Genomic DNA, 21,082 nt, shown 5'->3' on the forward strand with positions numbered 1-21,082 from the left:
CTAACACTTTAATTATAATATTTTATAAAATGAAAAAATATATTCCATTAATTTTAAGAGTAATAGTAGCTGCAATATTAATTCAAACTTTACGCTTCAAATTTTCTGCTCACCCAGATAGTATTTATATTTTTGAAAAAGTTGGACTAGAACCTTATGGAAGAATAGGCATTGGTATTATCGAACTAATAGCAGGTATCTTACTTCTTATACCTAAAACTGTTTGGATAGGAGCCACATTAACCTTAGGAGTTATTGGAGGCGCTATAATGATGCACTTAACTCAACTTGGAATAGAAGTTAATAATGACAGAGGCTTACTATTTACAACAGCAACAATTACATTTATACTCTCTGCTATCATTCTATATGTTTATAAAAAAGACATACCTTTTATAAAAAAAGCATAAAACAACTTTATTCTACAGCAGCATAATTTTCTTTATCATTAGTCTTATTCAATAATTTTGTTTGCTGATATAAAAAATGAAAAGCCGTTAAATTAAGTGTAACGAATATAAAACTTAAAAAACTACGTTCTGAAATATAAAAATATGCAATTTGTATAACTTCTGAAAAAACAATACATAAAACACCGATAAACAAATACAAAGATTTCTTATTATCTCTATAAAAATAATTCAATAAAGCTACAGATAACAACAATAAGAGAACTACATTATATATCAACTCTAAATAATAATCATTATTCATCTTTAAAAAGGGAACCACTATAGCTTGTAAAACATAGACTAAATATATATTCAAAATTGTTAAGACAACTAAATTTATTTTGAAGTTTTTTAAAACATGAAGAGCACATAACGTGCTACATATTTTTCTCATTAAAAATAAATAAGCAATAATATACAATAAATTCCCTACAAAGTAATCAAAATCATCCAACATAGAACCTTTCTCAGGTGACATCATTTGAATACCTCCATCCATTAAGTTTGATCCTGAATAAAATAATAAAAACAAAAAAAATAGAGTGTTCTTTTTCTTTATGCACAATGCATACATTACAGTTATCACAGGCACCATCAATAAATATAGCATCTCCGCTATTACACTTTTACCGCTAAATTCAAAAACAGCAAACAATATATATAATAACAATATTAAAGACAGCAAAACCTTCGAACTATACATAAAATCATTTTGTTATATGATAAATATAACAAAATGATTCCATTAAACGCAAAAAAAGAGCATTTTATCGATGTTATTATGTCTTGTTTATATCCTGAAACGGCTTAAATTTATTTTGAAATTTTGATTGTTCGAATAAAAAATAAAAAGCAATAAGAGAAATCATTACAGACAAAAAGCTTAATAAAAAACGTTTTGCTATATAAATATAACCAAGAGCAATAAACTCAGAGAAAACAATACATAACACCCCTAGGAATAGGTATAAGGACTTCTTATTATCTTTATAAAAATAATTTAACAAACCTAAAGACAGCAAGAGGAGCATTATTATATTATAAAACAATTCTAAACAGTACTCAATACCAAACTCTATATGCTTGCTTACAATAAACTGTAAGACATAAACCACGTATGCATTCAAAAAAGCTAAGACAACTATATGAAATTTTAAATTTTTAAAAACATATGACAGACTAAGCGATTTAGCTACATCTATAAATAAAAAACTATAAGCAAAAATATAAAGTAAATTACCTATATGATAATGAAATCTATAAAAGAAAGAACTTTCTTTATAAAAACCGCAATGAATTATTAAAGCTAAGAAATCTGAAAATGAATAACATAACAAGAATAATAAAAATAATTTATTTTTATTATTGACAAAAAAAACATAAACTAAAAACATAAGAGGTACAATTAAAGACTCTATAAAAAGAGCGACATCTTCATAACCTATAAATTCAAAAACAACAAATAGCACGTACAGCAACACCACTAATCCAACAAAGACTTTTGACTTGTACATAATAGCAATTTATATTAGCGTGCTAATATAGTTAAAAACAACTATTAAGCGTTAAAAGGTGTTATTCGTCGAATTTTACTGTATTTTATGTAAGAATTCATACTCATTAATTAATGAGATGCCTAATTTTTCTGCTTTTTCTTTTTTACTTGGACCCATATTATTTCCAGCAACAATAAAACTTGTTTTCGAAGAAATTGAACTACTCACTTTTCCGCCATTATCTTCAATAAGTTTTTTTAACTCATTCCTTGATATTGATTCAAAAACACCTGTAACAACAATAGATTGCCCTTCTAAGATATTAGTTTGACCAACAAGTTCTTCTGCAGACATTTCCAACTGAACACCAAATTGTTTTAACTGATTAACAATAAGTATATTTTCTTCGGATGTAAAAAAGGCATTTACACTTTCGGCTATTTTAATTCCTATTTCATTTACATTTACTAAATCTTCTTCTGAAGCATCAATAATAGCATCAATACTTTTATAATGTTTCGCTAATTTTTTAGCAACTGTTTCACCTACATATCTAATACCTAATGCGTATAGAACTCGTTCAAAAGGAATATTTTTAGACTGTTCAATACCTTGAATTAAATTGTCTGCACTTTTCTCTGCCATGCGTTCTAAAGGAACAACCTGATCTTTTGTTAATTCATACAAGTTAGAATAATTAGAAATTAAATTTTCATTTACCAAAAGCGCTACAGTTTCTCCTCCTAAACCATCAATATCCATAGCTTTTCTAGATATAAAGTGCTGAATTCGACCTATTATCTGAGGTTTACATCCATTATAATTAGAACAATAATGTTGTGCCTCTCCTTCCTTTCTAATAAGCTCCGTATTACATTCTGGACAGTGTGTAATATATTTTGTAGAAATAGAACTAGCTGAACGTTTACTTAAATCTACCCCTAATATTTTTGGTATAATCTCTCCTCCTTTTTCAACATACACCTCATCTCCTATTCTAACATCAAGTTTTTCAATTTGATCAGCATTGTGTAAAGAAGCTCTTTTTACTGTGGTACCCGCTAATTCTACAGGCTCCAAATTTGCTACTGGTGTTATCGCTCCCGTTCTACCTACTTGATAAGTTATACTATTAAGCTTTGTAAAGACCTGTTCTGCTTTAAACTTATACGCCATAGCCCAACGAGGTGCTTTAGATGTATACCCCAACTCATCTTGTTGCTGTAAATTATTCACTTTTATAACAACACCATCTGTTTCATAAGGTAAATCATGACGATGTACATCCCAGTATTCTATAAACTCCAAGACTTCATCAATAGAATTGGCCAACTTAGCAGCTTTTGGAACTTTAAATCCCCATTGCCTAGCTTTATCTAAGCTTTCAAACTGTGCTTTAACTCCTAAATTTTCCCCTGTTAAATTATAAAGCAAACATTCTAACGGACGTTTAGCAACCTCAGCACTATCTTGTAGCTTCAAGCTTCCTGAAGCTGTATTTCTTGGATTTCTATAAGGTTCCTCCCCTATTTCAATCCGTTCTTCGTTCATTCTATTAAAACCTTCAAAAGGCAAAACAATCTCTCCTCGAATATCAAACTTTGGTGGATAATCTCCTTGCAATTGAAGCGGCACAGATTTTATAGTTTTTATATTAGCCGTTACATTATCTCCTTGAAATCCATCTCCTCTAGTTACCGCTCTAATTAAAACACCATTTTCATAAGTTAAACTTATAGATGCTCCATCATATTTTAGTTCGCAAGTATATTGAATATCACCATCAACTAATTTTTTAATACGTGTTTCCCAATCTTCTAAATCTTCTTTTGAGTATGAATTATCTAAAGAATACATACGGTGTTCATGAACAATAGTTTCAAAATTTTTAGTGATTTCACCTCCTACACGTTGCGTTGGTGAATTTTCATCAAAAAACTCTGGATGTTTCTCTTCAAGTTCTTGTAATTCTTTAAGTTTTATATCAAAATCATAATCTGATATGGTTGCATTATCTAATACATAATAGTTGTGATTATGCTCACGAAGTTCACTACGTAATGCTTGTATTTTCTGTTCTATATTACTCATTAATCTTAATTCCTTTAATCATTCTATCTTTTTTAAAGATATCTTGTTTTAATTCTATTTTCGAAAAACTATTATCTCTTAACAAAATAATCATATCATTCCCTAGATACTCATTAATTTCAAAAAACAAACTTCCATTATTAACCAAGCTATTAACTGCTATTTGAGTAATAGCCTCATAGAATTGCAATGGGTTTTCATCCTTTACAAAAAGTGCCAAATGTGGTTCATTATCCAAAACATTATCCTTCATAAGTTTCTTTTCTTGCTCTCGAACATATGGCGGATTAGATACTATGACATTAAATTGACCAAGCTCAGAAACAAATTCTGTATAACTTAAAGTTAAAACATCTGCTTCAATAAACTCAACATAGACATCATTTAAATTAGCGTTATGCTTCGCTATATCAAGAGCTTCTCTACTTACATCTAAAGCATAAACTTTAGCTTTCGGTAACTTTTTAGCTAATGAAACTGCAATACACCCACTCCCTGTTCCTATATCAAGAATATTAACACCTTCTTTGTTTTCAGTATATTTTAGAACCCACGCGACCAACTCTTCCGTTTCAGGCCTGGGTATTAATACGCTTTTATTCACTTTAAAAGGTAACCCATAAAATTCTGTTTCTCCTAATATATACTGTATCGGTTGTTGTTGTTTTAATAATTCTAAGGCATTTAAAATAAAATTACTATTAGCAATCATATAATTTAAATCCATTGCTAGTTGAATTCTAGAAACTTGATAATAGAATTCTATTAGAAGATAAAAAAAGCTATCTACTTCCTCCTTTGCATAAAAAGCATCTAACTCTTGATGAAACGTATTTTGAATATCTTTTAATTTCATAAATCTTTTATCATCCAAACACCACATGAATAATGTCCCGTATTACCTAATGCGCCTTGTAAATGTTTAAACCCATAACTTTCATAAATATGTATAGCTGCCTTGAGCTGAGATGCAGATTCAATATAACATTGTTTATATCCTAAATCTTTGGCCGTCTGCATACATTTTTCAAACAGTTTTTTACCATACCCAAGTCCTCTTACTTTATGAGAAAAATACATTTTTTGAATTTCACACACTTCAGTTTCAAAACCACTTAAAGGCTTTATTCCTCCTCCTCCTAAAACTTCTCCATTTTTATCAATAACAAAATAAATATCATTATCACTTTGATAAGACTGATACATTCTTGGAGTCTCCTTATCTGAATATGCCGTACCTTCCAAAGGAATTTTAAATTCATGGAAGCAATCTCTAATAACTTGCTCTAATTGCACGTTATCATCAGGCTTAATTTCTCGAATAACTATAGTATCTTTACTCACTTTAATTAGTACTTTTAAAGTAGTGAAGATACATTAAATCTAAAAATTTGAAAATGAAAAGACTTATAATCTTATCAACAATATATATTACTCTTTTTAGTTGTTCTATAAACAAAAAACCAGAGTTTATAAACATTGAGAACATTAAAGTTTTAGAGTCTACCTCAAAGCATATTACTTTTACAGCAAATGCTTTGTTTATAAACCCTAATGATGTTGGTGGCGAATTAAAAACCGATGAAATAAAAGTTTATGTTAACAACAATGAAATGGCTACTATATCTACAGAAAATTTTAAAGTTCCTACTAAAAAAGAATTTTTTATTCCTTTAAAAGCTAATATTCCAATTGATAGCATTTTTAGCGATAACAGTCTTAGCGCTTTACTAGGAAGTATTTTTAATAAAAAACTAAAAGTGCAATACAAAGGCGATATTAAATATAAAATTTTAGGCTTTACGCATACCTACAGTATTGATAAAACCGAAAATATAAAGATTAAACTTTAATATGGTTACTCAGCACGAAACTTACATAAAACGCTGTATTGAAATTGCAAAAAACGGATTAGGAAACACTAGACCAAACCCTTCTGTTGGAGCTGTTTTAACCTATAACAACAACATTATTGGAGAAGGTTATACAAGCCCCTATGGTGGCAATCATGCAGAAGTGAATGCTATAAACTCAGTTTCAAACAAAAAATTACTAAAAGAAGCTACTCTTTATGTGACTTTAGAGCCTTGTTCCCATTACGGAAAAACACCGCCTTGTAGTGATCTAATCATTAAGTATGGTATACCAAATGTTGTTATAGGATGCGTTGATGATAATACACAAGTAGCTGGAAAAGGCATTAAAAAACTTAAAAATGCCGGCTGTAATGTAACTGTTGGCGTCATGGAAAAGGCATGTAAAAAACATCATAAACGTTTTTTTACATATCACAATAAAAGACGACCATATATTATTTTAAAATGGGCTGAATCCATTGATGGATTTATTGCTCCAATCACAAAAGACCAACTAAAACCAGTCTGGATTACTAATGAATTATCTAGACAAATCGTCCACAAATGGCGAGCAGAAGAACAAGCCATTTTAGTTGGTACCAACACTGTAAATCAAGATAACCCTTCCCTAACTACAAGAGATTGGGCTGGACAAAACCCAATTAGAGTTGTAATTGATAAAGAAGAAAAACTTCAGAAAAATCACGCCATATTCAATGATAAAGCTGAGACTATCATTATCAATAAAAACAATATTAATTTCTCTAAAAATATAACCAAACAAATAACTCATCTTTTATTTAAAAAAAATATAACATCTGTAATTATTGAAGGAGGTACAAAAACATTACAAACCTTTATAGATGAAAATATCTGGGACGAAGCCCGAGTTTTTACAGGAAACACATCTTTTAAATCTGGAGTTACTGCTCCTAAGTTTTCAGGTAATTTAGTTTCCGAAGAAAAAATAATAACAGATACTCTTAAAATTTACACGAATGATTAAAACTATTATTTTCGATTTTGGTAATGTATTTATCAATTTAGATATCGAAGGCTGGCAAAAAAATATGCTAGATACATTTCAAATAGATACACTTTCTGAAGAAATACTTGCTTTCAACAACTTTTACGAACAAGGGTTAATTTCCACCAATGAGTTTCTGGAATTCTATATTGAAAATTTCCCTAAACTTTCAAAAGAAGATATTACCTATGTTTGGAATTACATATTAAAAGATTTCCCTAAATTTAGATTAGATTTCTTAAAAACCTTAAAAGCTTCTGCAAAATACAAACTCATTCTTCTTAGTAATACAAATGAACTTCATATTAGTTGGATCAAAGAAAACGTTTCTTTTTATGAAGAATTTAAAAACTGTTTTGATGCTTTTTATTTATCTCATGAAATTCACTTAACAAAACCTAACAATGATATTTTTGAATTCGTTTTAAATGAAAACAATATAAATGCAAAAGAATGCCTTTTTATTGATGACAATCAAAATAACATAAAGGCTGCAAACGCGTTACATATTCAAACTTGGCATATTACGCCATACACTGAAGATGTGATCAACTTATTTGAAACCAAAAATGACTTATTTTAAATTCCTTTGACAGAAAAAGACACATATAACACTATTGAAACCGCAATAAGTTCTGTTTTATTTAAAGACAAAAACAGCAAGTTTTTTGGATACGCTTTTCCCGTCTTAAATGAAGATAAAGTTAAAGCCTTTTTAGAAAAATTAAAAAAGGAACATCATTCTGCAAGACATTGGTGCTATGCCTATCAATTAGGCACAGAAAAAACAAGCTACCGTGCTAATGACGACGGCGAACCCAGTAACTCTGCTGGCATGCCTATTTATGGGCAAATACAATCATTTAATGTCACTAATATTCTAATTGTTGTAGTACGTTATTTTGGAGGTGTTAAATTAGGTGTTGGAGGCCTAATAAACGCCTATAAAACTACAGCTCAAATGACTCTTGAAGAAGCTAATGTTATAGAAAAAACTATAAATATCGATTACCTTATCACATTTGATTACAAAAACATGAATAAGGTGATGCGTGTCATTAAAGAAAAACAGTTAAATATTACAAATCAAAAATTAGAAATGGATTGTCAAATTACAATTTCTGTTAGAAAAAAAGATTCAAAATCTATTTTTGAAATCTTTGATCGTCTTTTTGAAATAGATATAAAAATACTGTAATAATATTCTGTTTTTTTTTAATTTAAGCCTCAATTAGCCTCATAAAATATTCAGGCGCCCTAACTGGTCTATTTGTTTTCTTATCAACAAATACTAAAACAGTACTTGCCGTAGTTAAAATTTCATCAGCTTCATTTGTAATTTCATATTCAAATTCAATTTTTGCTGATGGCTTATTTTTCAGCTTAGTCTTCACTTTAATTATATCATCATAACCTGCCGACTTTTTATAATTTATATTTAAAGAAACTACTGGCAACATTATTCCTTCTTCTTCCATTGATTTATAAGAAACCCCTAACTTTCTTAACCATTCAATTCTTCCCATTTCGAGATATAATGCATAATTTCCATGATAAACTACCCCCATTTGATCTGTTTCACCATATCTCACTCTTATTTGTATTTCTTCAAATTTCATAGCGCTATTCAATTATTTTTTTGTAGTTTCGGTTTAAGAATAAACATGGTGAAAAAAATCTAGAAAATCAATAGTAAATGATTTTTTTTTTAAGAATTTTGTTCACATATTTGCCAAAGAATTAAAGGGGAGATGAGAAGTCAATTCTCATAAATAATCTATCTAACAAAAACCAACAAATCTAACAAATGAGTGTAACTGCGCAATCGGTATGGAATAATTGTCTCGAATTTATAAAAGATAATATTCAACCGCAAGCATACAAAACTTGGTTTGAGCCAATAATAGCAGTTAAGCTTACAGATGCAGCTTTAAGTATTCAAGTACCTAGTAAATTCTTTTATGAATGGCTTGAAGAACATTATGTGAAAATTCTTAAAGTATCACTAACTAAAGAATTAGGTGAAACAGCCAAACTTGTATACATTATAAAAATGGAAAACACGTATGGTAATAAACAACCTTTTACAGAAAAAATTCCAAGTTCTAATAGAGGTGCTGTGAAATCTCAAAATGTAGATATTCCTTTAAATAATAAAAGCCCAGAATTACGTAATCCATTCGTTATTCCTGGTATTAGAAATGTAAAAATAGAATCTCAACTTAATCCAAATTATAGTTTTGAGAATTTCTTAGAAGGAGATTCAAATAGACTAGCTCGTAGTGCCGGATTAGCTGTAGCTGCAAAACCAGGAGGAACATCATTTAACCCACTATTGGTTTTTGGAGGCGTAGGTTTAGGAAAAACACATTTAGCTCATGCTATAGGGGTTGATATTAAAGATAAATATCCAGAAAAAACAGTACTATATATATCTGCAGAAAAATTTACTCAGCAATACATAGATGCTGTTAAGAAAAATAATAGGAATGATTTTATTCATTTTTACCAAATTATTGATGTACTAATTATTGATGATGTACAATTCCTTTCTGGAAAAACTGGAACACAGGATGTATTCTTCCATATTTTCAATCATTTACACCAAAATGGAAAACAGGTTATTTTAACCAGTGATAAAGCACCTGTTGATATGCAGGACATAGAACAACGCTTATTATCACGTTTTAAATGGGGATTATCTGCTGAATTACAAAATCCAGATTTCGAAACCAGAGTTTCAATTTTGAAAAACAAATTATATCGCGATGGTGTTGAAATGCCAGAAGATATTATTGACTATGTTGCAAAAAATATAAAATCTAACGTAAGAGAACTAGAAGGAGCCATTATTTCATTAATTGCTCAATCTTCTTTTAATAAAAAAGAAATCACTATAGATTTAGCTAGAATCATAGTTGAAAAGTTTGTAAAAAATACAAAACGAGAAGTTTCAATAGATTATATCCAAAAAGTAGTTTCAGATTATTTCCAAATGGATATTGACACACTACAATCTAAAACTAGGAAGCGTCATATTGTTCAGGCTCGTCAATTAGCTATGTTTTTTGCTAAAAAATTCACAAAAGCATCTTTAGCAAGTATAGGCTCTCAAATAGGTAAAAGAGATCATGCCACAGTTTTACATGCATGCAAAACTGTCGACAATTTATCTTCAACAGATAAACAATTTAGAAAATATGTTGAAGACATTACAAAAAAACTTTCTATTTAAAACAATCTAAATAATGACTAAAATTCTGATGGTATGCTTGGGAAACATTTGTCGTTCTCCACTAGCCGAAGGTATTTTAAAATCTAAACTTCCACAAAATTCATTTATTGTAGATTCTGCTGGCACCGCAAATTACCATACAGGAAGCACACCCGATAAACGTTCTATTGCTGTTGCAAAAAAATATAACTTAGATATCTCAAATTTAAGAGGCCGTCAATTTAATATTTCAGATTTTGATACATTTGATATTATTTATGTTATGGATAAATCTAATTATAAAAATATTATTGCTTTAGCCAGAAAGAACGAAGATCGTTTAAAAGTTAAATATATTTTAAACGAAGTTTATCCAAATCAAAACTACGATGTCCCAGATCCTTATTATGGCGGAGATGAAGGTTTTGAAAATATTTATAAAATGCTTGATGAAGCTTGCTCTATAGTTGCAGAAACTCTAATTTAAAACCAAATGAATACATCTCTAGGGAAACTATATTTAATACCAACAACTTTAGGCGATAACAACCCTCTAGAAGTTTTACCCATTACTGTAAAGCACACTATAGATAAAATAGATACATTTATTGTTGAAAACGACAAAACAGCCAGACGTTTTATTAAAAAGATTAGTCCTGAAAAATCACAACCCAGCTTAAACATGTTTCACCTAAACAAGTTTACTAATGATAGTGATTTACCTAGTTTTTTAGAACCTTGCTTAAACGGTAAAAATGTTGGCCTTTTATCTGAAGCTGGCTGTCCAGGTGTTGCAGATCCTGGGGCTGATGTTGTAAAGATAGCCCACCAAAAAAATATCAAGGTTATCCCTCTAGTAGGACCTTCATCTATTTTAATGGCTATAATGAGTTCTGGTATGAACGGACAAAGCTTTGCCTTTAATGGCTACTTACCTATTGATAAAGATGAACGAAAAAGTGAAATTAAACGTTTAGAACGCTTATCATTTGAACATAACCAATCACAATTATTCATAGAAACACCCTATAGAAACAATAAGATGATAGAAGACTTATCTAATAGTCTTGAAAAAAACACCGATGTCTGTGTTGCTTGCGATATTACACTTCAAAGTGAATTTATAAAAACAAAAACGGCTAATGAATGGAAAAAAAATAAGGTAGACCTTCATAAAAGACCTACCATATTTATTATCCATAAAAGCTAAATTTCATATTGTCTGCTTACTTTTCATAAAGTAAATCATAATTTCAATAGTCTTAAATAGCTTTTGCTCTCTTATTTGCTTTAACAAAAGAAGTATCATATCCAGAAAAACGCTTCATATAATTCTGTACCGTTGTTCCAAAACCATCTGCAAAGTTATCTAGACCATAACTCCTTAAATATTTTTTCACATTACCTGGCCCTGCTAAATGTGCCGCAGCTAAAATTCCAGATTCTGTAACTATAAAGCCATTAATTCGCCTTCCAACAAAGTTTTTAATATCACGTCTTAAAATCCATTTGTTACGAGCAGAATTAGCTATAAATGCCTTTTCCTGTAATCCTGGGCTTTTTAAAAATTTAGTAGGGTTATTAATTCCTATCATTTTTAAAGTTTCCTCCCCAAATTGATATTTACCCAAATACCCGAAAGAATTAATTGAAAAATAATCACCTCCAGATTCTTTAAAAGCTAAAGCTTCTTTAAAACCAACAAAGGATTTCCCTAAATAAGGTGAAAATTTATAATCGGAAGTTTTTGATTTAGAATAAAGATTATTATCTTTATCGGCATCATTACTTACTGTATAATTTAAGCTTAAGTCTTTTGTTGAATACTTACCACTTAAATCAATAGTTTCATTAGATTGAAACGATACATACACTATAATAGATATTGTAAGCGCTATTAATAAGTAACTCGCAATATTTCTTACCATAATTTTAAATTTTTTCAGAATATTTTAAAGTAAAATACTCCTTGAAATTTCAGCGTGCAAAATTAGAGCTTTTTCAAATTCTGTCAAAATTTTTCGACTATGTGCTGTTTTTAGATGTAGAACGGATGAAATACACACTTATTTTGACTAAATTCTAGAGCTGGAAGTGGTATTTTTATCATATTAAATACATCAAAAATAGACCGTAGTAACTTTGAATTTGTCCTAATGGCATTTAAATTTACATCAAAACTCAGATAGTATTGGCGATACCTCTTATTATTTGTTAACAACTGATTGTCAACATCTTTAATTCCAGATAACATACCTTCTCCTCCATAACCAACAGCTATATTTAGCCATTTAGGGATTTTACTATCTTTAAAAAATGAATGAAGGTTTGCACTTAACCAATACGTTTGCCCATTATAGTCTTTTAAAACTTCCTCTAAAAACGATTCACCGAGCTTATCTGGACGTTGTGCAGCATACTTCGTTTGATGAAAAGAGTATTTTAAGGCAATCCTTTGTTCTTTCCATAATAATTCTTGCCCAACATACAACCCTGTTCCTGTGGCATTAGCTAAAACATCTCCCCATGAAAATCCCCATTCATCAGAATACCCATCAAGCACCTCTACAGCTGTTAAAAAACTAAAACCTAAAGTTGCTCCGTAAATTAATTGGTTTTTCTCACTTACACCACTCCATTTAAGTAATTGTGCACCATGCCTACCTACTTGATAAGAAGTAAACACATGCCCTAGTTTATCCATTTGTAACCATTCACTATTATCATTTATGGTATGAAACTTAGAACGATCAAAATCCGCATACCAAAGTTGATTTAATCCAACAAGTGTAAGACCAGCCAACGAAGCTTCGGTAATAGCAATAGCATTTCTTCTAGACTTATTTAAAGTATCACTTGGAGTTAAAAACGTATCGAATTTAGGTTGGGAAAAAGATATTATTGGCAATAAAGCAAAAAGAATAATATGTCTTATATCAAAATACCCCACTATTTTTTTACACCCTGAGCATTTAAATAACTATGATATTGTCTAGCGTTTGCATTATGCTGTGCTAAAGTTTTAGCAAATTTATGAAATCCAAAACGCTTTGCATCTGCTGCAAAATATATGTACTTATGCTTTTCATAATTTAAGACAGCATCAATTGCCGAAATATCTGGCATAGCAATAAGTCCAGGTGGCAAACCTTGGTTCCTATATGTATTATAAGGTGACTCTATATTTTTATGTACATTCAAAACACGTTTAATAATTGTGTTTTTATATTTAGGCAATTTATACGCAGCAAATTTAAGTGTAGGATCTGCTTGTAATGGAATTCCTTTTTTTAATCTATTTATATAAACTCCTGCCACTCTAGGTTGCTCACTTTTTTGTTTTGATTCTTCATAAACAATGGATGCCAAAGTAATAACCTCATTTTTAGATAAACCAATATCTTTTGCTTTTTGAGTTCTTGTAGCATTCCAAAAACGATTATACTCTTTAAGCATTCTATTTCTAAACCCTTCTGCCGATGTATTCCAAAAAACCTCATAACTATTAGGTAAATACATTCCTAAAGCCGTTTCTTCTTTAAAATTATTTTCAGTTAAAAAAACGGGGTCTTTCATAGCCTTTAATAGTTCAATACTATCTACCTCTATTTGGCTTGCTACTCTTCCTGCTAGTTTTTCAAGTGTTTCTTGGTTATTAAAAGATAATTTTACTGGTAGGTTTACACTTCTTATGGAATTAATAATGTCATTATTATTCATTCCTTTTTTAATTTGAAAGCGCCCAGCTCTTATATGTGTTGTATATTTTTTTTGCTCAGCTAAAGCATCAAAAGCATCAATATCAATTAATAATGGCACTAATTGTTCTCTCACATCATTATAAGTAGCGTCACTTGGTATAATAATATAAGCCGTTTCATTATTAAAAGCTGTATTAGGTTTTAACATGACTTTATATACATAGTTGGCAAAAAAAGCCGCCACTACCAATCCTATAATTGTAATTACAATAAGTATCTTTTTTATATACATTTAATTATTTATAAGCTGTAATAAATATTCATTTTTATAAGAACCATTCACATAATTCCACGCCTTTTTTAACCCAACTTTTTCAAACCCTTGATTAGTAAAAAGTTTTATACTGGCTTTATTTGATTCAGATATATTGCAATATAACTGGTGCAAGCCTAAATGCGAAAAACTATAATTAACAAGTAAACTTAAAGCTTCTTTGCCATAGCCTTGCAATCTATCATCAGGTTCTTTTACTAAAATACCCACTCCTGCTCTCTTATTTTTAAAATCAAAATCAAATAAATCAATAAGACCTAAATTCACATTATTATAACTTGAAATAAGCAATCTTAATTGTTTAACTTCAAAAATATCTTTATGTACATGCTCTAAATATTGTTTTATCAAAAATTTAGAATATGGCGTTTGAGTATTACTAATTTCCCAAATAGACTCATCATTTTCTATAGCATAAATAAATTCTAAATCTTCAGGCTCTAAAGCTCGTAAATATATATGCTCTCCTTTTAGAGTAATCATATTAAAGCTTTAAAAACATAAGTTGCAGGGCCAATAAGCCATACATTTTTATATGAATTATTTTCAACATCAAAAGACACTTGTAATATACCACCTTCTACATTTAAAGTAATTAAATTACTTGTCGTTTCTCCTAAAGTATGCATTGCCAATGCTACTGCTGTTACTCCTGTACCACAAGATAATGTTTCATCTTCTACGCCTCGCTCATAAGTTCTTACTTGAAACGTTGTATCAGAAATTTTCTTTACAAAATTAACATTAGTTCCTGCTTCATTGTATGGAGCTCCATATCTAATTTCGGCACCTTTTGTTTTTATATCAAATTTTGTGATTTCTTCTTCAAACTGAACATGGTGCGGCGATCCTGTGTTTAAAAAAACATGATTATCATGCTTTTCAATAGTATCGACATCAAGCATCTGTAGTTTAACAATACCATCTTCAATAACTGCGTGGTGTAATCCATCAATAGCCTCAAAAACAGCTTTACTAGTAATAACTCCTAATTGTTTAGCAAAGGCTACTAAACACCTTCCACCATTTCCACACATGGAACTTTCATTACCATCAGCATTATAATATACCATTTTAAAATCTAGACTATCATGATTTTCTAATAATATAAGCCCATCTGCACCTATGCCAAAACGTCTGTCACATAAAAAAGCAACATGTTTGGTATCTTTTTTGTTAAATATTTGTTGACGATTATCAATCATCACAAAATCATTTCCTGTTCCTTGATATTTATAAATTGTATGTTCCATAATAAAACACAAATATAAAGTGTCTAGTTTAAAAGATAGAATTTTTATAAAAAGAAATTAGTTTATAATAGGTTTTTATTTTGTATTTTATAGATGATGTTAATTCATCAAAATTTTAAACAAAAATAAAAGACAGTAAATACATAATCATATGGTTTGCAACCTTTTTAACAACATATATAACTGTAATAAGACTATATTTTTGATTGTTAAATAGTCGTTAAAGTTGAATTTACAATTCAATAATTAATTAATTTTAATCGTTAATAAAATTTAAACAAAAACATTCATTACTAGAATTCAATTATTATTTTTTGTAAAAAAATGAATGTTATATATTATCGTTAAAAAGAAATAAAAAAACAGATGAAAATTATGAAGAAGATTTTAACATTAGTATTAGTTTCAGCATTAGGTGGTGTTTTTACCTTGGGTGCTTACAAACTTTTTTTAGAGAAAGAACAATCTGTTGTTGTAACCACAGCAGATACTAAGCCAGCATTTTTACCCGCAAGTAATGTGAGTAATGCATTTATAAACTCAAATGAAACTCCTGACTTTACTTTAGCTGCAGAAAACACAGTTAATGCTGTTGTACACGTTAAAAACGTAACACTTAGTTCTGGACAAATGACTCTTGAAGATTTATTTTCAGGAAGGCGTTCCCAACGTGCTCAAGTTGGTACAGGTTCTGGAGTTATTATAAATGCAGATGGATATATTATTACAAATAACCATGTTATAAATAATGCTCAAGAACTATCTGTTACATTAAACAATAATAAAACGTACAATGCTGAGTTAGTTGGAACAGATCCAAAAACAGATATTGCACTTTTAAAAATTGATGCAGATGAAGATTTACCTTTTGTTACTTTTGCAGATTCTGATAGTGCAAAAATTGGAGAGTGGGTACTTGCAGTAGGGAATCCTTTTAATTTAACATCTACAGTTACTGCGGGAATCATTAGCGCTAAAGCAAGAGATTTATCTGGTACAAGCGCACAATCATTTATTCAAACAGATGCTGCTGTAAACCCTGGAAACTCAGGAGGTGCCCTTGTTAATACCAATGGAGAGCTTGTTGGTATTAATACTGCTATTTCATCTCAAACAGGTTCTTATATTGGTTACTCATTTGCTGTGCCAAGTAATATTGCTAGAAAAGTTATTGAAGACCTTATGGAATATGGTAATGTTCAAAATGGTATTTTAGGTATTCAAGGTGGTGGTTTAAATAGTGAGTTTGCTAAACATAAAGGAATAGATGATACAGAAGGTGTATATGTAGATAGTGTAGTAGAAGATTCTGGTGCAGATAAAGCTGGTATTCAAAAAGGAGATATTATTAAAGAAATTGATAATATTAAGATATCTAAATTTTCAGATTTAACAGGGCATTTAAGTGCTAAACGTCCTGATGATATAGTAAATTTAAAATTATCCAGAGATGGTTCTATCAAGATGGTTTCTGTAACTTTAGCTAGAAATGAAACTTTTAGACTTCCTCTTGTTGGTCGAATTAAAAACACTACCCCAAAAGATTTAAAGAAATATAAGGCCAACCATGGCGTAAAAATAATTGAATTGAGTCCTCAATATGCCGACTATTGGAAAAATAACGGTATCGATAAAGGGAATATTATTACTTCAATAAACGATATTAAAGTAAACTCTGTAGATGATGTACAAAACATCTTAAAAAACAAATCAAACACTGAATCTTTAAGAATAGAACTAATAAACTCTAATGGAGAAAAAGAGCGTTATTATTTTAGATAAAGACTCCTCTATTTTTTAATAACAAACCCTTCAAAAATGATTATTTTTTGAAGGGTTATTTTTTTACAAAACATCTTACGAAAACGTTTGAAATATAGTATTTTTACCAAAACTTATTCAACTAAACTATTTAAACAATGGGTTCTAACAAAACTTATGAAAAGGAATTAGCCTTTCAAGCCGACCGAAGAAAAGCTACAGTAGAATTTATCAAAATTATAAGCGACCTATGGTATGATAAATCTATTGAATTAGTGATTTTTAGAAATCAATTAATAGATAGAAATGTTAGCCAGATCTTAAACTTGCATGAATACGCTGGTAAATTTGTTCAAAAACCTATTTCTATTTTTGATTCTGTAGAAATAGCTCAAGCCATTAAAGCACTTGATTTACCTCCTGCTAAACTGGATATTGGTAAACTTACCTACGAGTTTCATTTAGATGATAACAAGCATAGCAATGCCACTGCTTTTATTGCTAACCAACTAAAAGACGCTAAAAAAAATGGTAACATAAAACCAAAAGATGTTGTGCTTTATGGTTTTGGTAGAATAGGCAGGTTGATTGCAAGAGAACTTATGGCTCGTACAGGAAAAGGAAGTCAATTACGCTTAAGAGCCATTGTTACTAGAGGTACTATTGATTCTAAAATTCTTGAAAAGCGAGCTGCTTTATTACGTAATGATTCTGTTCATGGTGATTTCCCAGGAACTGTTTCTGTTGATATAAAAAATAAAGCCTTAACTATTAATGGTACTACTGTAAATATTATTTCGGCTAGTACTCCTGAAGATATTGACTATACTAAATATAATATTAACAATGCTCTAGTAATAGACAATACTGGCGCCTTTAGGGATAAAGAAAAATTAAGTTTGCATTTAAAATCTCAAGGCGTTAATAAAGTTCTATTAACGGCTCCGGGAAAAGGGGTTCCTAATATTGTTTATGGCGTTAATCATGCAGAAAATAAACCTGATAAAGTTGATATATTTTCTGCAGCATCATGTACAACCAATGCCATAACACCAGTTTTAAAAGTTATAGAAGATTCCTTTGGTGTAAAAAGTGGTCATTTGGAAACTATCCACGCCTATACTAATGATCAAAATTTAGTTGATAATTTTCATAGTAAATACCGCCGTGGTAGAGCTGCTGGATTAAATATGGTTATTACAGAAACTGGAGCTGGAAATGCAGTTGCAAAAGCACTTCCCAGCTTAGAAGGTAAATTAACATCTAATGCTATTAGGGTACCTGTACCCAATGGATCTCTAGCAATTCTTAATTTAGAATTAAAAAATAAAACATCCCTTAATGGAGTTAATACTGTTTTAAAAAAATATGCTTTAGAAGGTAATTTAGTAGAACAAATTAAATATGAACTTAGTGATGAATTAGTCTCAAGTGATATTATAGGAAGTTCTGCACCTTCTATTTACGATAGCAAAGCAACTATAGTACGTAAAGATGGTAAAAACATCATTATATATATATGGTATGATAATGAATATGGATATAGCCATCAAGTTATCAGATTAGCAAAATATATTGCAAAAGTAAGACGTTATACTTATTATTAATATTGGGGCATCCATATTCAATTATACATCGTATATAACCTAGCCTCATTTTTTGAGGCTTTTTGCTTATTTATAAGCATATACTAAACAATATTTTTTAACTTCGTGAACAGAACTACAATCTGATTAAAAACCAATCCTAAAAATGAATCGTATTAAATCTCTCTTTTTAATAACATTTACTTGCTTATTCTCGCTAAATACATTTTCGCAAACTCCTCAAAAACAAGAAGAAAAAGATAAATTATCTCTAAATAGTGGTACTATAGATACTCAATTTGAATACGTTATACAAAAATCCAGTAAATGGAGAGACCCAAAGGGGCAAGCGTATAAAGTTATTAAACTTCATTGGCTTTATGAATTAAAAGCACATACATTAGACTCGTTAAAAGCCGTTCACAAAAATTTAGAAGACACAAGATTAATTGTTGAAACTCAAACTAAAGAAATTTCAAAATTAAAAGAAAACCTTTCTAATACACAAGGTGACTTAGATCAAACCAATACGGAGAAAAATAATATGGCTTTATTTGGTATTCAAATGAGTAAAACCAATTACAATGTACTTATGTGGTCTATTATTGGAGGTTTATTTACGTTTCTACTTTTCTTTATTTATAAATTTAAAAACAGTAATTCTATAACAAGTGATGCGAAAAAAGCACTAGCTGATATTGAAGAAGAATTTGACGAACATCGTAAAACAGCTTTAGAACGCGAGCAAAAAGTACGCAGGCAATTACAAGACGAAATTAATAAGCATAAAAAAGTCTAAAAAAAATCTTTTTTTAAGCATCTAAAAATCTGTAATTATAAATTACAGATTTTTTTTAATTAAGAACTCATCTTAACTTTTTGTATTTAACCGAAAATGAGTAAAAATTTGTTCAAATAAAGTTGTTTTTAAAAGACATAGCATTGCTACGAATAAGAAAATAACTGAAATATGGGCAAATTTTGGACATTTTTTAGGAAATAGAAAAAGTCTAGATTAGTTCCAATAGTAAAACTTGATTTTACAAAAAAAATCATCTAAATTTGCTTACTCAAAATATACTATCTGGAATAACTCTATGTTTTATCCTACTTTCTTACTTTCTATGGATAAAAATTAAATGAATTTACATTTATCAAACCCATAATAATTATTTAAAATTCACCTAATATGTTAAAAACATTTATATTGCATAATATAAAATTAAAAATTTTGCTCTTTTCAGCATTAAATATTCTTGCAACACATGCGCAAGAAGCCCCAAAGCCTTTTTTGGCTGATTCAACAAGTTCTGTCAACTGGATACTAAATAAAGAAGTAAGTGATGAATTTAACGATTCAGAAATAAATGAAGATCTCTGGTATATTGTTGGAAAATTTAAAGATGGAAAGCCTGTATATAAACACCCTGACAAACCAAATAAAAAGGTATGGAAAGGAAGAGCTCCTTCTCAATTTTCAGGACGAAATTATCGTTTAGAAGATGGAATGCTAAAACTGGAAGCTCGTTGGGAACCAGATTTCCCATTTAGTGATGAAATTAGAGTACCTGTATTTGGAGATCCTCTACCTTATGAAAATATAACTACAGCATGTTTCATTGCTCGTAAATCATTTAAATACGGATATGTTGAGATTAGAAGTAAAGCAGCAGATGCAGAAGTTACAAGTGCATTTTGGTCAATGGGTAAAAACCTTGAGTTCGATTTCTTTGAAATGTATGGCGATGGAAGAGCTAAAGGTAAAGAACATTTAGATAAGGAACTTTGGTGGTCCATTCGTGATTGGAAGAACTTAAAAGGAAAACCTTCATATACAGAACGTAAAGACTTAGGCTTTCGTGTTGCCGACGATTTCCATATATATGGCATCGAATGGGACGAAACTGGTATAAAATACTATGTTGATGGCAAATTATTCTCATCTGTTACTCCTGAAGAAGCAACGAAATGGGCTAAAAAAAATAGAGAAGTAGGTGAAGACTATAACGGATACGTAGCAACTAACCCTATTAATATTTGGTTAGACATGGAAATTTTTCCTTGGCAAGGAATCCCTAAAAATAAAGCAGATTTAACTTTGAATGGAACTCCTGAACAAAAAGAAAAAGGACGTATGGATTTTGAAATTGACTATGTTCGTGTTTGGCAAAAATCAACAGATAAAAAAGAAGAAAAAGAACTAGAGAAAGAAAAAGTAAAAAAAGAGACAAAAAGAAAGAGAGAAAAAAAAGAAAAAAGAAAGAGAATAAAGAATAACTAAGGTTTTAAATTAATAAAACCTCAAATAGAA

General features: G+C 29.7%; 22 protein-coding genes. 12 read left to right on the forward strand and 10 right to left on the reverse strand.

Annotated features, from left to right (window positions below; all coding sequences use genetic code 11):
* Positions 1-29: 29 nt before the first annotated feature.
* Positions 30-410: a DoxX family membrane protein gene (locus A8C32_RS16170; protein WP_069831446.1), complete on the forward strand. Its 381-nt coding sequence runs from the start codon at positions 30-32 to the stop codon at positions 408-410.
* Between the two features lie 7 nt (positions 411-417).
* On the opposite strand, the gene A8C32_RS16175 is transcribed toward A8C32_RS16170, so the two are convergent.
* The 4 genes from A8C32_RS16175 to A8C32_RS16195 all read right to left on the reverse strand — a co-directional run bounded on the left by A8C32_RS16175 (position 418) and on the right by A8C32_RS16195 (position 5,383).
* Positions 418-951: a hypothetical protein gene (locus tag A8C32_RS16175; protein ID WP_083253390.1), complete on the reverse strand. Its 534-nt coding sequence runs from the start codon at positions 949-951 to the stop codon at positions 418-420.
* A gap of 1,090 nt (positions 952-2,041) precedes the next feature.
* Positions 2,042-4,039: an NAD-dependent DNA ligase LigA gene (gene ligA / locus A8C32_RS16185; protein WP_069831449.1), complete on the reverse strand. Its 1,998-nt coding sequence runs from the start codon at positions 4,037-4,039 to the stop codon at positions 2,042-2,044.
* Positions 4,032-4,895 (reverse strand): peptide chain release factor N(5)-glutamine methyltransferase, encoded by an 864-nt coding sequence (gene prmC / locus A8C32_RS16190; RefSeq protein ID WP_069832079.1) that lies wholly within the window; start codon positions 4,893-4,895, stop codon positions 4,032-4,034. Before prmC ends, ligA begins: the two co-directional genes overlap by 8 nt.
* On the reverse strand, positions 4,892-5,383 hold the full coding sequence (locus A8C32_RS16195; protein WP_069831450.1) for a GNAT family N-acetyltransferase: 492 nt from the start codon (positions 5,381-5,383) through the stop codon (positions 4,892-4,894). Before A8C32_RS16195 ends, prmC begins: the two co-directional genes overlap by 4 nt.
* A gap of 53 nt (positions 5,384-5,436) precedes the next feature.
* On the opposite strand from A8C32_RS16195, the gene A8C32_RS16200 reads away from it, so the two are divergent.
* The 4 genes from A8C32_RS16200 to A8C32_RS16215 are packed head-to-tail and all read left to right on the forward strand — an operon-like array spanning position 5,437 to position 8,120.
* The gene (locus A8C32_RS16200) at positions 5,437-5,892 is read left to right on the forward strand and encodes an LEA type 2 family protein (RefSeq protein WP_069831451.1); all 456 of its coding nucleotides are present in this window, start codon (positions 5,437-5,439) and stop codon (positions 5,890-5,892) included.
* 1 nt (position 5,893) lies between these two features.
* On the forward strand, positions 5,894-6,901 hold the full coding sequence (gene ribD, locus A8C32_RS16205; protein WP_069831452.1) for a bifunctional diaminohydroxyphosphoribosylaminopyrimidine deaminase/5-amino-6-(5-phosphoribosylamino)uracil reductase RibD: 1,008 nt from the start codon (positions 5,894-5,896) through the stop codon (positions 6,899-6,901).
* Positions 6,894-7,505, forward strand: a complete 612-nt coding sequence (locus tag A8C32_RS16210) for an HAD family hydrolase (RefSeq protein WP_069831453.1) — start codon at positions 6,894-6,896, stop codon at positions 7,503-7,505. Before ribD ends, A8C32_RS16210 begins: the two co-directional genes overlap by 8 nt.
* 6 nt (positions 7,506-7,511) lie before the next feature.
* Positions 7,512-8,120, forward strand: coding sequence for an IMPACT family protein (locus tag A8C32_RS16215; protein WP_069831454.1), 609 nt, complete (start codon positions 7,512-7,514; stop codon positions 8,118-8,120).
* Positions 8,121-8,142: 22 nt separating this feature from the next.
* On the opposite strand, the gene A8C32_RS16220 is transcribed toward A8C32_RS16215, so the two are convergent.
* Positions 8,143-8,541 carry an acyl-CoA thioesterase gene (locus A8C32_RS16220; RefSeq protein WP_069831455.1) on the reverse strand — a complete coding sequence of 133 codons (399 nt, stop codon included), beginning with the start codon at positions 8,539-8,541 and terminating at the stop codon, positions 8,143-8,145.
* A 188-nt stretch (positions 8,542-8,729) separates the two neighbouring features.
* On the opposite strand from A8C32_RS16220, the gene dnaA reads away from it, so the two are divergent.
* The 3 genes from dnaA to A8C32_RS16235 are packed head-to-tail and all read left to right on the forward strand — an operon-like array spanning position 8,730 to position 11,346.
* On the forward strand, positions 8,730-10,157 hold the full coding sequence (dnaA, locus tag A8C32_RS16225) for a chromosomal replication initiator protein DnaA (protein ID WP_069831456.1): 1,428 nt from the start codon (positions 8,730-8,732) through the stop codon (positions 10,155-10,157).
* 13 nt (positions 10,158-10,170) lie between these two features.
* Positions 10,171-10,623 carry a low molecular weight protein-tyrosine-phosphatase gene (locus A8C32_RS16230; protein ID WP_069831457.1) on the forward strand — a complete coding sequence of 151 codons (453 nt, stop codon included), beginning with the start codon at positions 10,171-10,173 and terminating at the stop codon, positions 10,621-10,623.
* A 6-nt stretch (positions 10,624-10,629) separates the two neighbouring features.
* Positions 10,630-11,346, forward strand: a complete 717-nt coding sequence (locus A8C32_RS16235; protein ID WP_069831458.1) for an SAM-dependent methyltransferase — start codon at positions 10,630-10,632, stop codon at positions 11,344-11,346.
* A gap of 52 nt (positions 11,347-11,398) precedes the next feature.
* On the opposite strand, the gene A8C32_RS16240 is transcribed toward A8C32_RS16235, so the two are convergent.
* From A8C32_RS16240 to dapF, 5 genes are all read right to left on the reverse strand, one after another.
* Entirely contained in the window at positions 11,399-12,064 is a 666-nt protein-coding gene (locus A8C32_RS16240; protein ID WP_069831459.1) for a peptidoglycan-binding protein LysM, read from the reverse strand.
* Positions 12,065-12,174: 110 nt separating this feature from the next.
* Entirely contained in the window at positions 12,175-13,086 is a 912-nt protein-coding gene (locus tag A8C32_RS16245) for a DUF2279 domain-containing protein (RefSeq protein WP_069831460.1), read from the reverse strand.
* On the reverse strand, positions 13,086-14,129 hold the full coding sequence (gene mltG / locus A8C32_RS16250; protein WP_069831461.1) for an endolytic transglycosylase MltG: 1,044 nt from the start codon (positions 14,127-14,129) through the stop codon (positions 13,086-13,088). Before mltG ends, A8C32_RS16245 begins: the two co-directional genes overlap by 1 nt.
* Entirely contained in the window at positions 14,130-14,654 is a 525-nt protein-coding gene (locus A8C32_RS16255; RefSeq protein ID WP_069831462.1) for a GNAT family N-acetyltransferase, read from the reverse strand. It abuts the gene before it with no gap.
* Positions 14,651-15,424 carry a diaminopimelate epimerase gene (gene dapF, locus A8C32_RS16260; RefSeq protein WP_069831463.1) on the reverse strand — a complete coding sequence of 258 codons (774 nt, stop codon included), beginning with the start codon at positions 15,422-15,424 and terminating at the stop codon, positions 14,651-14,653. Before dapF ends, A8C32_RS16255 begins: the two co-directional genes overlap by 4 nt.
* Positions 15,425-15,799: 375 nt before the next feature.
* Between dapF and A8C32_RS16265 the strand changes: the two genes are divergently transcribed.
* The 4 genes from A8C32_RS16265 to A8C32_RS16280 all read left to right on the forward strand — a co-directional run bounded on the left by A8C32_RS16265 (position 15,800) and on the right by A8C32_RS16280 (position 21,052).
* Positions 15,800-17,206: a trypsin-like peptidase domain-containing protein gene (locus A8C32_RS16265; protein ID WP_069832080.1), complete on the forward strand. Its 1,407-nt coding sequence runs from the start codon at positions 15,800-15,802 to the stop codon at positions 17,204-17,206.
* Between the two features lie 137 nt (positions 17,207-17,343).
* The gene (locus A8C32_RS16270) at positions 17,344-18,792 is read left to right on the forward strand and encodes a glyceraldehyde-3-phosphate dehydrogenase (RefSeq protein WP_069831464.1); all 1,449 of its coding nucleotides are present in this window, start codon (positions 17,344-17,346) and stop codon (positions 18,790-18,792) included.
* A gap of 145 nt (positions 18,793-18,937) precedes the next feature.
* A complete protein-coding gene (locus tag A8C32_RS16275) occupies positions 18,938-19,570 on the forward strand; it encodes a coiled-coil domain-containing protein (protein ID WP_069831465.1) in 633 nt (210 codons plus the stop codon).
* Between the two features lie 432 nt (positions 19,571-20,002).
* Positions 20,003-21,052, forward strand: a complete 1,050-nt coding sequence (locus A8C32_RS16280) for a family 16 glycosylhydrolase (protein WP_240491771.1) — start codon at positions 20,003-20,005, stop codon at positions 21,050-21,052.
* The last annotated feature ends 30 nt before the right edge of the window (positions 21,053-21,082 follow it).

This window comes from Flavivirga aquatica, assembly GCF_001747085.1.
Lineage (GTDB): Bacteria > Bacteroidota > Bacteroidia > Flavobacteriales > Flavobacteriaceae > Algibacter_C > Algibacter_C aquatica.

Excerpts from the sequence above, each read along its gene's own strand:
- A8C32_RS16170 (WP_069831446.1), top strand. The coding sequence starts at position 30 with ATGAAAAAATATATTCCATTAATTTTAAGAGTAATAGTAGCTGCAATA.
- A8C32_RS16175 (WP_083253390.1), bottom strand. The coding sequence starts at position 951 with ATGGATGGAGGTATTCAAATGATGTCACCTGAGAAAGGTTCTATGTTG.
- ligA (WP_069831449.1), bottom strand. The coding sequence starts at position 4,039 with ATGAGTAATATAGAACAGAAAATACAAGCATTACGTAGTGAACTTCGT.
- prmC (WP_069832079.1), bottom strand. The coding sequence starts at position 4,895 with ATGAAATTAAAAGATATTCAAAATACGTTTCATCAAGAGTTAGATGCT.
- A8C32_RS16200 (WP_069831451.1), top strand. The coding sequence starts at position 5,437 with ATGAAAAGACTTATAATCTTATCAACAATATATATTACTCTTTTTAGT.
- ribD (WP_069831452.1), top strand. The coding sequence starts at position 5,894 with ATGGTTACTCAGCACGAAACTTACATAAAACGCTGTATTGAAATTGCA.
- A8C32_RS16210 (WP_069831453.1), top strand. The coding sequence starts at position 6,894 with ATGATTAAAACTATTATTTTCGATTTTGGTAATGTATTTATCAATTTA.
- A8C32_RS16220 (WP_069831455.1), bottom strand. The coding sequence starts at position 8,541 with ATGAAATTTGAAGAAATACAAATAAGAGTGAGATATGGTGAAACAGAT.
- dnaA (WP_069831456.1), top strand. The coding sequence starts at position 8,730 with ATGAGTGTAACTGCGCAATCGGTATGGAATAATTGTCTCGAATTTATA.
- A8C32_RS16230 (WP_069831457.1), top strand. The coding sequence starts at position 10,171 with ATGACTAAAATTCTGATGGTATGCTTGGGAAACATTTGTCGTTCTCCA.
- A8C32_RS16235 (WP_069831458.1), top strand. The coding sequence starts at position 10,630 with ATGAATACATCTCTAGGGAAACTATATTTAATACCAACAACTTTAGGC.
- A8C32_RS16240 (WP_069831459.1), bottom strand. The coding sequence starts at position 12,064 with ATGGTAAGAAATATTGCGAGTTACTTATTAATAGCGCTTACAATATCT.
- mltG (WP_069831461.1), bottom strand. The coding sequence starts at position 14,129 with ATGTATATAAAAAAGATACTTATTGTAATTACAATTATAGGATTGGTA.
- A8C32_RS16255 (WP_069831462.1), bottom strand. The coding sequence starts at position 14,654 with ATGATTACTCTAAAAGGAGAGCATATATATTTACGAGCTTTAGAGCCT.
- dapF (WP_069831463.1), bottom strand. The coding sequence starts at position 15,424 with ATGGAACATACAATTTATAAATATCAAGGAACAGGAAATGATTTTGTG.
- A8C32_RS16265 (WP_069832080.1), top strand. The coding sequence starts at position 15,800 with ATGAAGAAGATTTTAACATTAGTATTAGTTTCAGCATTAGGTGGTGTT.
- A8C32_RS16270 (WP_069831464.1), top strand. The coding sequence starts at position 17,344 with ATGGGTTCTAACAAAACTTATGAAAAGGAATTAGCCTTTCAAGCCGAC.
- A8C32_RS16275 (WP_069831465.1), top strand. The coding sequence starts at position 18,938 with ATGAATCGTATTAAATCTCTCTTTTTAATAACATTTACTTGCTTATTC.